Source organism: Zoogloea ramigera (genome assembly GCF_006539865.1).
Lineage (GTDB): Bacteria > Pseudomonadota > Gammaproteobacteria > Burkholderiales > Rhodocyclaceae > Zoogloea > Zoogloea ramigera.
The window spans coordinates 23384-35191 of record NZ_BJNV01000053.1 but is presented as its reverse complement, the minus strand read 5'-3'; the positions used below and the strand labels follow the sequence as shown (position 1 = coordinate 35191).

The following is an 11808-nucleotide window of genomic DNA, read 5'->3' as shown; positions in this document are numbered from 1 at the left end:
TGACGGCGACTGAGAGGTCGCCGCTGAGGCCTTGGTAAACGGGGAGTTCCTCCTGCTCGTAGATGCGCAGTGCCTCGTTCAGCTCCCCGCGCACTCTTTCCAGCTCCGCTACCTCATCCCACCACGCCAGCCGCTGCCGCACGATGACCTCATCCGTCGCGTCTGCAACCGCCGCGATCCGCGATTTGAGTTCGCGCAGCCGCTCGTTGCGTTCCTCCAGGCTGAAGCGCGGGTCGACACCGAATTTCCATTCCCGGATTCCCAGTGGGCGCAGAGCGGTGTCCGGCACCTCGGGGAAGTCGATGGTGTCGCTGCGCCAGTCGAAGAAGTCCGGCGCGCCGCGGGTCACCTCGCCCAGGTGGCGGCGGGGCAGCCAGAAGGCGACCGGGTGGGGGACGCGGTGGGGCCATTCGGCGCGGCGCAGGTTGAGGGTGTCGAGGAAGTGCTGGGCGCTGGCCGGGTCGGCGAGGAGGGCGTCGGCCACGATGACCATGAAGGCCCGCGGGCGCGCGTCGGTGACGTGGGCGGCGAGGGCTTCGAGCAGGTCCTGGCCGGGGTCGGCAGCGTCGACGGTGATGAGCTCGACGTCGGGCATGGCGGCGCCGAGCTGGGCGATGAACTGATTGCGTGCCGTAGGCAGATCACAAACACACAACAGCAGCGAGAAGCCCCGGCTGCGTTGCAGGCTGCGGCGCAAGAGGCGCAGGGCATCTCCGGCGACTTCAGCGGCGGTGTCGCTTGCAGCCTCGCTGGCCAAAGTAGCGGCGGTAAGGGGCTCAGCCATTGAAGCGCGGCACGGTGCGCAGCACCGGGTTCACCTCGTACCACATCTCGCCGTTCATGTACTCGAACACGTAGAGCAGGAACAGCATCTGCTGGTGCAGCTCGTCCTTGGGGATGTCGCGCTGGGGGGTGTCGAAGGGGCGCAGCGCGGGCCAGGCGTCGTCGGGCACCTCCCGGGTGAGGGACTGGGCGTAGCGTTTGACGGCCTTTTCGGCGGCCCTGCGGGTGATCGGCAGGTCGTCGAGCTCGTTGCAGGCGGCCTGCAGGAACATCAGCAGGTGGCGCGGGTGGCCGCCGCTCATCTCGCACAAATAGTCGAGGGTGGAGGGGTTGTCGAAGGCGTCCATGACCGAGACTTGGACATAGGCGCAGCGCTTGGCGACCATCTCGCTCATCTTCTTCATGCCCGGCGACTCCGAGGTGATGGCCTCGTCCCGATGCGGGCGCAGGCGGATCATCGACAAGGGGGTGGTGTGGTCGCCGATGGAGTGCTCCAGCTGCCCGATGCGGGGCGAGTAGATCAGCGAGATCGGCACGGTATAGACGGTGTGCACCGCCAGCGCGGCGAGCTGCTCGCTGCGGTCGATGAAGAGGCGGTCGTGGGTGTTGCCGCCGTGCTCCAGCTCCCGCCGCACCAGCTTGTCGAGGCCGTCGACGATCAGCACGAGGCCGGCGTGGCCGGCCTGGATGGCGGATGCCTTGGCGCTACCGAGGAGGTCGTTCACCGCGATCAGCAGCGAGGTGCTGTGCTGTTCCACGGCGTCCCGCAGCAGGGCCCGGGAGGTGGGGCGGTTGCGCAGGTCCATCACCAGCTTGCCGAAGCCCGTGTCGAGCTCGGCCTCCTTGAACTCCACCTGTGCGCCCAGCATGCTGCGGATGTCGTCCCACGCTCGCTTGAGGTAGGTGGTGGCCGGGGTGAAGCCGGGCAGCTGCATATCGGCCAACTGCTGCTGGAGCTGGGCGGCGACGAAGACCAGCAGGTCGGGGAAGTCCAGGTCGTTCACATCCAGCTTGTCGCTGACGTCGCAATACACCACCACAAAGCCCGGGCGGCCGTCGCCGCCCTTCTCGAGCAGGGCCTTGAGGCGGAACAGCTCGCTGGTCTTGCCGACGCCCCGGTGGCCGGAGAAGAGCTTGACGTTGGCCCCGTCGGCCCTGGCCCGGCGGATGTCGCGGGCGAAGCTGTCGACCACGTTGTCCTCGCCGCGCACCGCGTCGAAATCCACCCAGCGCGGGTCGTCCGGGTGCAGGGATTCTAGGGGCTCACAGGCCTGGTAGAGGCGCGTGATCGGCGGCAGGCTTGGGTCGATGGTCATGGCGGGGCTTGGTGCTTTGAGAGGCGCTTATTGTAAGCCGGGCGGGGCGGCGGGTTGCGCCGGGAATCGGCGGGGCACGTGCGGCGTCGCCACCCCCTCAGCGGTGCAGCGCCGCGTATTCCCGGGCCGTCGGCAGGCGGCGGGGCAGGCTGCGGGCCTGGGGGCGGGTGGCCTCCCAGCCCAGGCAGGCCAGCCAGATCGCGCGGGGGATGGCCTTGTGGGCGGTGCGGTAGTAGCTGACCATCCGCCGGCTGATCCCCAGCGCCTCGGCGGCGGTGCTGAGGGACAGGCCGTTGCGGTGCATCCATTCGCCGAACATCTGGTGGCTCACCGCGCCGGCCTGCTCCTGGGCCCAGGCATACACGTTGTCGGCGCCGAACTCCTCGTCGAACCACTCGATGCCCTGCCCACCCTCGGCCAGCCGGGCCGTGGCGAACACCGCCGGGTCGAGGATGGGGGCAAGCGGCGGCGTGGCCCGCAGCACACCCTCCACGTCCACCTCCAGCACCTCGCCGGTGCTCCAGCGGGTGCAGAGGCGCCACGGCGCCGGGGCTTCGACGGCTTCGAGCCGGGGAAAGAAAAAGTCACTCATGGGTTGTATCTCCGCCATTCGTCGAGGAGCGTGGGGTGGTTGGATGCGATCCATTCGAGTTCTTCCCGGATCTCCCGGGCAGCGATGCGGCCCTTGATCGCGAGGGTCTCGATGTCGACCGTGCATTCACGTCCGTCACTCAGGCGGACATGGACATGGGGAAGGAGATGGTCACCGGCATAAAGCAGGATGCGGGATGCTGCAAAGCGCTGAAGGACCGGCATTGACGTGAATGTAGTGCAATGGTTGCGCTGCGGCAAGGTGGCGAAATCCAGCTTCCGGGTTCGCTACCCAGTGGTCTGACTGTTGGGCCTGGTGCGCTGGGCTCGGCGCTCAGACAGCTGGGCTCGGAACTCAGCGCGCTGACCTTTTTGTTTAGACGTCTGAGCTCGGAACTCAGACCGCGGAGCTTTTTGCTCAGAAGCCTGAGCGCCGAACTCAGCCCCGTGAGTGCTTTTCTCGGCGATCTGAGCTTTTTGGCCTGGGCCTTGGGTGGAGATGCTCAGAGCGCTGAGCTTTGAACTCAGCGGGCGGAGTTCGGGGCTCAGCCCGCTGAGCGGCGAGCCCAGAGCCTTGAGTTCCCGCGCCAGCGCAGGCATGGCTCGCGCTGGCATTAAAATCGGCGCAGCCCGGGTGGGCGGCGCCGGCGGTGCGGCGTGAGCAGTGGTGGATCAAGCGGCGGGCTTGGGCTTTGCCTTGCCGATGGATTTGCGCACGCTCATTGCCTCTCGGAGGGTTTCGAGGCCTTCGCTCTTGCCGAAGAGCTTCATCAGCGTGTAGCCCTCCAGGGCGGCGGTGATGACGTCGCTGCCGAGGGCCATCGAGGTGTCTTCGCCCTTCGCCAGTAGCTCGCGCAGGCGCAGCAGGCGGGGCTGGAGGGTGTTCCAGGTGGCGAGGTCGCGCTTCATCTCGGAGAAATCGAAGCCGGGCGGCACGGTGCCCTGGTTCTGCTCGAGCACCATCACTGTCTGGCGGCAGAAGGGCTCGGACTTGTCGCCCATCTTGAGGAGGGCGCGGGCCTGGGCCGGGGTGAGGGTGATGAAGGGAGCGAAAATCCGCTCGAGGGTGGCGAGGGCCTCATCGAGGGCGGTTTCGTCGGCGGAGCTGAGGGTGAGGGAAATCAGGTTCTGGCTCATGCGGGTCTCCTGGCTGCGGGTGGGGTGGTGCTACGTGAAATGCATGGTGTGGCGGCAGTATCTCCCGAAACGCATGATTGGTGCGCGGTTTTTTATGCCCATGGCCTCCGGGCGGGCGGCGCTGGGGGCGCGCCTGCCGAGCGCGGGGGCGGGGTTTCTGCTATGGTCCGCGCCCGTTTATGTGGTGGGTGGTGTGGCCGTGGGTGTCTTGAAGCGTGTGGCGGTGCTGGTTGCGGTGCCTGTTCTGGTGCTGCTTGCCCGGGGGGCGTCGGCGGGGGTGATCGAGGGGCGGGTGGTGGCGGTGGCGGACGGCGACACGGTGACGGTGCTCGACGCCCGCAAGCGCCAGCAAAAGGTGCGCCTCACCGGCATCGACGCGCCGGAGAAGCGCCAGCCCTTTGGCGATGCGTCGCGCCAGCATCTGGCCGGGCTGGTGTTCGGGCGGGAGGTGGAGGCGCGCTGCCCCAAGCGCGACCGCTACGGCCGCTGGCTGTGCAAGCTGAGGGTGGACGGCCGCGACGCCAACTTCGCCCAGCTGACGGCGGGGATGGCCTGGCATTACAAGGCCTACGGCAAGGACCAGGGCCTGTTCGACTTCACCGGCTACGCGCTGGCCGAGCTGGAGGCCCGCTACCGCCGCCGCGGCCTGTGGGCCGACCCGCAGCCCCAGGCGCCGTGGGCGTTCCGGCGGGCCAGGCGGGAGGCGGCGGGGGGCGGGGTTTTCGGGGGTTAGGGCAGCTTTATGGGGGCGGGAGTGGGGAGTGGGGAGTGGTAGTGGGGTAGTGGGGTAGTGGGGTAGTGGGGCGCGTCTCCCTCCCCTGACAAGGGGAGGGCCGGGGAGGGGTTTGGCGGAGGGTGAGCGTGGACTCGTGCGATCGAGCCGCGCCAATTGCTTGTGGTGGTCAAGCTGGCCCCACCGCGGCAGACCCCCCTGCCCCCCTTTGCAGGGGGGGGCCTTGCTGGACGGGGCGTGCCTTTGCATCGGGAGCGTTAGCGGCCTTCCGGCCATGCGCGGTGCGTGGCGCTGGCCGAATTGAGCGCGCGCGCCTTTCGGCATAAGGCCATGGGATAATCCGGGCCTTTCAATTTTGACGGCGCATGGGCGGGGTATGGAGATCCGGATCGAGGGGGTGCTGAAGAGCTGGGACAAGGCGCGGGGCTTCGGCTTCATCACGCCGATCTCGGGCGGGGGGCAGGACATCTTCGTGCATGTGTCGGACTTTGCGTGCAAGGGCGGTGTGCCCCGGCCGGGGGAGCGGCTGACCTTCGAGATCGGGGTGAACGCCGAGGGCAAGAAGAAGGCGCTGCGGGTGCGGCGGCCGGGGCAGCGCTCGGCCGGCGCGGGCCGCAAGGTGGCGCCGCCGCCGCGGGCCGGCTGGTCGGGCTCGTGGCTGGGGCGGCTGGCGCTGCTGGCGGGGGTGGTGCTGGTGGCGGCGGGATGCTACAGGTTTGCGCCGCCGCTGCTGACGGCGATGCACCTGGGCGGCGGGGCGAGACACCCGGCCGCGCCCCAGGCGGTGATGCCCGAAGCCGCTCGCTCGGCGCCCCAGGCGGTGATGCCCCAGGAGGCCCCCCGGCCGCTGCCCCAGCCTGCGCCAGCCCAGGACGCTCCGTCAGCGCCGCCGCAGGCCCGGCCGGCGCCCGTGGCGAGCGCTTATCGCTGCGACGGGCGTACCCACTGCTCGCAGATGACGTCCTGCGAGGAGGCCACGTATTTCCTCAGGAACTGCCCGGGCACCCAGATGGATGGGAACAACGACGGCGTTCCCTGCGAGATGCAGTGGTGCAAGTAGGGGCAGGCTTGATGGTAGATGCGGCCGCCCTCAGCCAGTGAAACTGGGATCATTCGTTCCGCGTCCGCGTGCGAATAAATTCGCACCTACAGCAGGCCGACGGCTCGGTGGGCGGGGTGTGGCGGACGGCTGTTTTCTGGTGCGAACCGTGGAGCGCTTGTAGCGGCGAGCTTGCTCGCCCGTGGCCGGTGGAATCGGGGTAGATCCTTCGTTCCGCGTCCGCGGGCGACTGAAGTCGCTCCTAAGCTCCTACAGCGCCGGTGTTTGCGATGGCGTGCACCGGGTGCGGCTTTCAGCTGCTGGCCTTGCGGCGCACCGCCTCGACGTAGGCGAGGGCGTCGAGGGGGGCTTTGTCGCGTTGGGCGCGCCAGATGGTTTCGCCGAGGGCTTCGAGCACGTCGTGCAGCGCGGCGTGGCGGTCGCCGTGGCGGGCCTGGCATTGCTCGAAGGCTTCGCGGAGGCCGGGGGGCTGGTTGATGGAGAGCTGCTCCTCGATGGCGAGGTGCAGGGAGAGGTGCAGGAAGGGGTTGACCTGGCCGTCCTCGGGGCTGAAGTCCTTGTACACACCGTCCGGGTCTTCGAGCAGGGGGTGGTACTCCGGGTGGTGGGCGACGAGGTCGGCGGCGATGATCTCGAGCTGGGTCAGGACTTCGCGGTTCTTGTGCTTTTGCCAGGCGCCGATGAAGAACTGCCGGGCCTGGTCTCGGGAGGGGTCGAACATGGTTTTTGGGGAGTGGGTAGTGGGTAGTGGGGGCGGGGGGCGGGGGGCGGGGCTCGGAGAGCCTGCGCTCCGATCAGCGTTTCCGTGGGGTGTGGTAGGCGGGAAGTGGGGAGCAGGCGCGGTTTTCCCACTTCCCACTACCTACTCCCCATTTCCCATCCCCCACTACCCCTTGAAGAGGCACAGGTCGCGGATGCTGCATTCGTCGCACTTGGGCTTGCGGGCGACGCACACGTAGCGGCCGTGGAGGATGAGCCAGTGGTGGGCGTCGCGCAGGTATTCCTTGGGGATGCGGCGCAGGAGGCGCTTCTCGACTTCGACGACGTCCTTGCCGGGGGCGAGGCCGGTGCGGTTGGCGAGGCGGAAGATGTGGGTGTCGACGGCCATCGTGGGTTCGCCGAAGATGGTGTTGAGCACCACGTTGGCCGTCTTGCGGCCGACGCCGGGGAGGGCTTCGAGGGCGGTGCGGTCGTTGGGCACTTCGCCGCCGTGGCGCTCGACGAGCAGGCGGGAGAGCCGCGCGGTGTTCTTGGCCTTGTTGCGGTAGAGGCCGATGGTCTTGATCTGTTCGGCGATGCCGGCCTCTCCGAGGTCCATCATGGCCTCGGGGGTGGGGGCGAGGGCGAACAGCCTGCGGGTGGCGATGTTGACGCCCTTGTCGGTGGATTGGGCCGACAGCACCACGGCCACCAGGAGCTGGAAGGGGCTGGCGTATTCGAGCTCGGTGGTGGGGTGGGGGTTGGCGTCGCGGAGGCGGCGGAACACTTCAGCCACCGCGGCCAGGCGCATGTCGGCCATCAGGCGGGCTCGGCGGGGGCGTCGGCCGGTGCGCTGGGGGCCGGCGGGTTGGCGCGGGCGCGGGCCTGCTTGCGGGCTTCGATCCAGTTGCGGCCGGCGATCAGGCAGCCCAGCGCGATGAAGGCGCCGGGGGGCAGGATGGCGATCAGGAAGCCCGGGTAGTCGGCGCCGAAGAGCACGATGGGCTGGGCGCCGGGGATGAGCATGTCGATGCCCGACAGCAGGGTGCCGCTGCCGACCACTTCACGCATGGCGCCGAGCACCGCCAGCACCAGGGTGAGGCCGATGCCCATCGCGATGCCGTCAACGGTGGAGCCGCCGGGCTCGTTCTTGGCCGCGAAGGCTTCGACGCGGGCCAGCACGATGCAGTTGGTGACGATCAGCGGGATGAAGATGCCGAGCACCAGGTAGAGCTCGTGGAGGTAGGCGTTGAAGGCGAGGTCGACCACCGTGACGAGGGCCGCGATGATCAGGATGAACACCGGGATGCGGATCTCGTAGGGGATGAAGTTGCGCAGCGCGGCGATCACCAGGTTGGCCATCGCCATCACGAGGATGGTGGCGAGGCCCAGGCTGACCGCGTTGACGATGTTGGTGCTGATGGCGAGGATGGGGCACAGGCCGAGGATCTGGACGATGCCGCAGTTCTGCTTCCAGATGCCGTTCCAGGCGATCTCGCGATAGGCTTGGGTGTCCATGGGGGGGCTCCGTCAGAGCGTGCTGCCGCTGGGGGCGGCGAACAGGCGGTTCTGGTTGTCGGCGGCGTAGCGGGCGGCGCGGGCCACGGCGTTGGTGACGGCGCGGGCGCTGATGGTGGCGCCGGTGTGATAGGCGATGTCGCCGCCGTCCTTTTTAACCTTGCACTGGGGCAGCCGGGCGGCCTCGAGGCCGGTGAACTGCGTGATCCAGGGGGCTTTTTTGTCTTTGTCCTTCTTGGGGTCGATGTAGTCGCCGAGGCCCGGGGTTTCGCGCTGGGTGACGGCGCGCACGCCGGACACGCTGCCGTCGGCGCGCACCGCGACGATCAGGTCGATGCGGCCGCTGTAGCCGTCGGGGGCGGTGGTCTCGAGGATCAGCGCGGCGGGCTGGCCGGCCTGGCGGGCGCGGTATACCCGGCCGCCGTTGTCCAGGCCGAGCTCGCGGGTGGGGCCGAGCGCGGCGTAGTCGTCGAGCAGCAGGTTGTCGTAGCTGGCGGGGGGCAGCACCTCGGAGATGAGCTTCATCTTCTCTTCGGCGGCGGAGGCGTCGATCTGGTCTTTGGTGGCGCCGTAGGTGAAGGCCATCAGCGCGGTGAAGACGATGGTGAAGGCCACCATCACCCCGCCGGTGCGGGCCGAGAGGCCGAGGGCAGTGGGTTCGCTCATGGCGTCAGTCTTTCTTGTGGCCGAAGACCGGCGCCTGGGTCTTCATGTCGATCAGGGGCACCAGGATGTTCATCAGCAGGGTGGCGAAGGCGACCCCGTCGGGGTAGGCGCCGAAGCTGCGGATGACCCAGGTGAGCACGCCGGCGCCGGCCGCAAAGAGCAGCTTGCCGCGGGCGGTGGTGGCGCCGGAGACGGGGTCGGTGAGGATGAAGAAGGCGCCGAGCATGGCGCCGCCGCTGGCCAGGTGGAACAGCGGCGAGGCGAAGCCTTCGGGGCGCAGGCCCCACAGCACCAGCGCGCTGGCGAAGAGGGCGCCGCAGAAGGCCACCGGGATGTGCCAGGTGATGATGCGGCGCTGGATCAGCCACAGGCCGCCGACGAGGTAGCCGAGGGCCACCCATTCGCCGCCCTTGCCGCCCAGCCAGCCGAAGGCCGGGCCGTCCATGAGCTGGGCGGCGCGCAGGCCGTGGAGCTCGGAGTCGGGGCTGGCGGCGCTGCGCAGCGCGGTGCGCAGCGCGTCGAGGGGGGTGGCGCCGGTGATGGCGTCGACCTCGCGCACACCGCCGAAGATCAGCTGGAGCTGGGTGGCGAAATCGAGCTGGCCGGCGGCGGGCCACTGGGACATCAGCGCCGGGTAGGCCACGATCATCAGGCAGAAGGCGCCCATCGCCGGGTTGAAGGGGTTCTGGCCGAGGCCGCCGTAGAGCTGCTTGATGACCACCACCGCCAGCAGGGTGCCGGTGACGGTGAGCCACCAGGGCACGATGGGCGGAAAGCTGAGGGCGATCAGCCAGGCGGTGACGATGGCCGACAGGTCGGTGAGGAACAGCGCCTTGGGCTTGCCGCGGATGGCCAGCATGGCGGCCTCGCCGGCCAGGGCGGCGGCGCTGGCGAGGGCGAGCTGGACCAGGATGCCGGGGCCGAAGAACCACACGTAGGCGGCGATGCCGGGGAGGAGGGCGAGCAGCACCTGGAGCATGACGCTCTGGACGCTGGCCGCCTTGCGGACGAAGGGTGAGTTGTTCATGGAGGTGGGGGCGAGGGGCCGGGGTCAGGCGCCGGGGGCGGGCGGGGTGGCCTCGGTGGCTTTGGCTGCGGACTCGCGGCGGGCGTCGATGGCGGCGATCTCGGCCTGGATCTCGGGCGCGGCGACCTCGGTGTTCTTGGGGGCGGCCTGGGCCTTTTGCTGGCGGGCCTTTTCCATGGCGGCTTCGATCAGGGCGCGCTTGGCGTCGTCGCCGCTGGGCTTGGCGGGCGCTGCGCCAGCACCTGCGGCGGCCGGCGTTGCGGCGTCGCCGGCGGCGACCTTCTCGCGGGTGGCGGCGGCCTTGGCGGCGAGCTTCTCGGCTTTTTCCTGCTTCTCGCGTTCCTGGCGGAGGTTCTTGAATTCGAAGCGGTCGCGGGCGGTGTCGGCGGCGTCTTTTTCGCGTTCGCGGGCCCAGATCTCGCTTTTCGAGAAGCGGAAGTAATCGACCAGCGGGATGTGGGACGGGCACACGAAGCTGCAGCAGCCGCACTCGATGCAGTCGAAGAGGTGGTATTCCTGGGCCTTGCCGAAGTTCTTCGAGCGGGAGAACCAGTACATCTCGAAGGGGGCGAGGTCGGCCGGGCAGGCCTTGGCGCATTCGCCGCAGCGGATGCACGGCATCTCGGGCGGCGGCGGCGGGAAGAGGGCCGGGCTGCCGACCAGTACGCAGTTGGTGGCCTTGACCACCGGCACGTCGAAGGCCGGCATGCGCACGCCCATCATCGGGCCGCCCATGATGTAGCGGTCGGTGTCGGCGCGGGGGCCGGCGAGGCGCACCAGGTGGTCCATCGGGGTGCCGATGAGGACTTCGTAGTTGCGCGGCTGGGCCACGTTGCCGGCCACGGTGACGATGCGCGAGACGAGCGGCCGGCCGAGCTCGAGGGCTTCGAAGATGCTGTAGGCGGTGCCGACGTTGAAGCACTGCACGCCGAAGTCGGTGGAGCGGCGGCCGTGGGGCACCTCGATGCCGGTGAGCACGCGGATCAGCTGCTTGGCGCCGCCGGCCGGGTAGCGGGTGGGGATGGCGACGGCCTCGATGCCGGCCTCGCCGCTGGCGGCGATGGCGGCCTGCACGGCGGCGATGGCCTCGGGCTTGTTGTCCTCGATGCCGATCAGGACTTCTTCGGCGTGGAGCATGTGGCGCATGGCGACGATGCCCTTCAGCATGTCGCCGGCGCGCTCGCGCATCAGGAGGTCGTCGCAGGTGATGAAGGGCTCGCATTCGGCACCGTTGATCACCAGGGTCTTGAGGTGGCCTTCCTTGCCGGGCTTGAGCTTGGCGTAGCTGGGGAAGACCGCGCCGCCGAGGCCGACCACGCCGGCGTCGCGCAGGAAGTCGCGGAGCTCGTCGGGCGGGGTGCTTCGGTAGTTGAGCTTGTCGAGCTCGGCCCAGCGGTCTTCGCCGTCGGGCTCGATGATCACCGACAGGGTGGTGAGGCCGGAGGTGTGGGGCATGAGTGCCGGTGCCACGTCGCGGACGATGCCGGAGGTGGAGGCATGCACCGCCGACGACAGGCTGCCGTCGGCGCCGCCGATGCGCTGGCCCTTGAGCACCCGGTCGCCCGGCTGGACCAGCGGGCGCGGGTGCCCGCCAACGGCCTGGTGCAGCGGGATGACCAGGCGGTCGGGCAGCGGCACCGGGGCGATCGGCGCGGTGGTCGAGGGGGCCTTGTTGGTCTGCGGCTTCACGCCGCCATGGAACTTGAAGAGTTTGCGCAGCATGTCAGGCGGCCGCCTTGATTTCGATGACCGGGTAACGCCATTTCCAGGTGTCGACGGTTTCGGCGATGGGCTGCATGCTGATGCAGTCGACGGGGCAGGGGGCGAGGCAGAGTTCGCAGCCGGTGCAGTCGGCGGCGACGATGGTGTGCATCTGCTTGGCGGCGCCGACGATGGCATCCACCGGGCAGGCCTGGATGCACAGGGTGCAGCCGATGCAGGTTTGCTCGTCGATGATGGCCACCGACTTGGGCTTCTCGACGCCGTGCTCCTCAGACAAGGGCTTGAACTCGCGGCCGAGGAGGTCGGCGAGCTTGCGGATGCCTTCTTCGCCGCCCGGCGGGCACTGGTTGATCTCGGCCTCGCCGCCGGCAATGGCGGTGGCGTAGGGGCGGCAGCCGGGGAAGCCGCACTGGCCGCACTGGGTTTGCGGCAGGATGGCGTCGATCTGGTCGACCAGGGGGTCGCCCTCGACCTTGAACTTGATCGAGGCGAAGCCGAGCAGCGCGCCGAGGACGACGGCGATGCTGGCCATTACGAGGAGGGCGGTGAGCATGGT

The 11808-nt window shown here is 69.2% G+C and carries 14 protein-coding genes; 2 read left to right on the top strand and 12 right to left on the bottom strand.

Translation table 11 applies throughout. The annotated features are described in order from the left end of the window. The 5 genes from ZRA01_RS14575 to ZRA01_RS14555 all read right to left on the bottom strand — a co-directional run. Positions 1 to 784: hypothetical protein (locus ZRA01_RS14575; RefSeq protein WP_141353471.1), on the bottom strand; the 784-nt coding region annotated here is incomplete at its 3' end. After that, a complete protein-coding gene (locus ZRA01_RS14570; protein WP_141353469.1) occupies positions 777 to 2099 on the bottom strand; it encodes a hypothetical protein in 1323 nt (440 codons plus the stop codon). The genes ZRA01_RS14570 and ZRA01_RS14575, both read right to left, overlap by 8 nt. Before the next feature lie 97 nt (positions 2100 to 2196). After that, positions 2197 to 2691, bottom strand: coding sequence for a DUF2442 domain-containing protein (locus ZRA01_RS14565; RefSeq protein ID WP_141353467.1), 495 nt, complete (start codon positions 2689 to 2691; stop codon positions 2197 to 2199). Further along, entirely contained in the window at positions 2688 to 2915 is a 228-nt protein-coding gene (locus ZRA01_RS14560) for a DUF4160 domain-containing protein (protein ID WP_141353465.1), read from the bottom strand. Before ZRA01_RS14560 ends, ZRA01_RS14565 begins: the two co-directional genes overlap by 4 nt. Before the next feature lie 447 nt (positions 2916 to 3362). Further along, positions 3363 to 3827: a hypothetical protein gene (locus tag ZRA01_RS14555; protein ID WP_141353463.1), complete on the bottom strand. Its 465-nt coding sequence runs from the start codon at positions 3825 to 3827 to the stop codon at positions 3363 to 3365. 94 nt (positions 3828 to 3921) lie between these two features. Between ZRA01_RS14555 and ZRA01_RS14550 the strand changes: the two genes are divergently transcribed. Further along, a complete protein-coding gene (locus tag ZRA01_RS14550) occupies positions 3922 to 4560 on the top strand; it encodes a thermonuclease family protein (protein WP_281279883.1) in 639 nt (212 codons plus the stop codon). A gap of 376 nt (positions 4561 to 4936) precedes the next feature. After that, positions 4937 to 5620: an excalibur calcium-binding domain-containing protein gene (locus tag ZRA01_RS14545; RefSeq protein WP_141353461.1), complete on the top strand. Its 684-nt coding sequence runs from the start codon at positions 4937 to 4939 to the stop codon at positions 5618 to 5620. A gap of 292 nt (positions 5621 to 5912) precedes the next feature. On the opposite strand, the gene ZRA01_RS14540 is transcribed toward ZRA01_RS14545, so the two are convergent. From ZRA01_RS14540 to rsxB, 7 genes are all read right to left on the bottom strand, one after another. Further along, the gene (locus tag ZRA01_RS14540) at positions 5913 to 6341 is read right to left on the bottom strand and encodes a DUF1841 family protein (protein WP_141353459.1); all 429 of its coding nucleotides are present in this window, start codon (positions 6339 to 6341) and stop codon (positions 5913 to 5915) included. Between the two features lie 165 nt (positions 6342 to 6506). After that, a complete protein-coding gene (gene nth / locus ZRA01_RS14535; RefSeq protein WP_141353479.1) occupies positions 6507 to 7130 on the bottom strand; it encodes an endonuclease III in 624 nt (207 codons plus the stop codon). Positions 7131 to 7138: 8 nt separating this feature from the next. After that, positions 7139 to 7837 (bottom strand): electron transport complex subunit E, encoded by a 699-nt coding sequence (locus ZRA01_RS14530; RefSeq protein WP_141353457.1) that lies wholly within the window; start codon positions 7835 to 7837, stop codon positions 7139 to 7141. Between the two features lie 12 nt (positions 7838 to 7849). Next, positions 7850 to 8503 (bottom strand): RnfABCDGE type electron transport complex subunit G, encoded by a 654-nt coding sequence (locus ZRA01_RS14525; RefSeq protein WP_141353455.1) that lies wholly within the window; start codon positions 8501 to 8503, stop codon positions 7850 to 7852. Between the two features lie 4 nt (positions 8504 to 8507). Continuing rightward, a complete protein-coding gene (locus ZRA01_RS14520; protein WP_141353453.1) occupies positions 8508 to 9530 on the bottom strand; it encodes an RnfABCDGE type electron transport complex subunit D in 1023 nt (340 codons plus the stop codon). A 24-nt stretch (positions 9531 to 9554) separates the two neighbouring features. After that, entirely contained in the window at positions 9555 to 11252 is a 1698-nt protein-coding gene (rsxC, locus tag ZRA01_RS14515) for an electron transport complex subunit RsxC (protein WP_141353451.1), read from the bottom strand. A 1-nt stretch (position 11253) separates the two neighbouring features. Beyond that, a complete protein-coding gene (gene rsxB / locus ZRA01_RS14510; protein WP_141353449.1) occupies positions 11254 to 11805 on the bottom strand; it encodes an electron transport complex subunit RsxB in 552 nt (183 codons plus the stop codon). Positions 11806 to 11808: the final 3 nt, after the last annotated feature.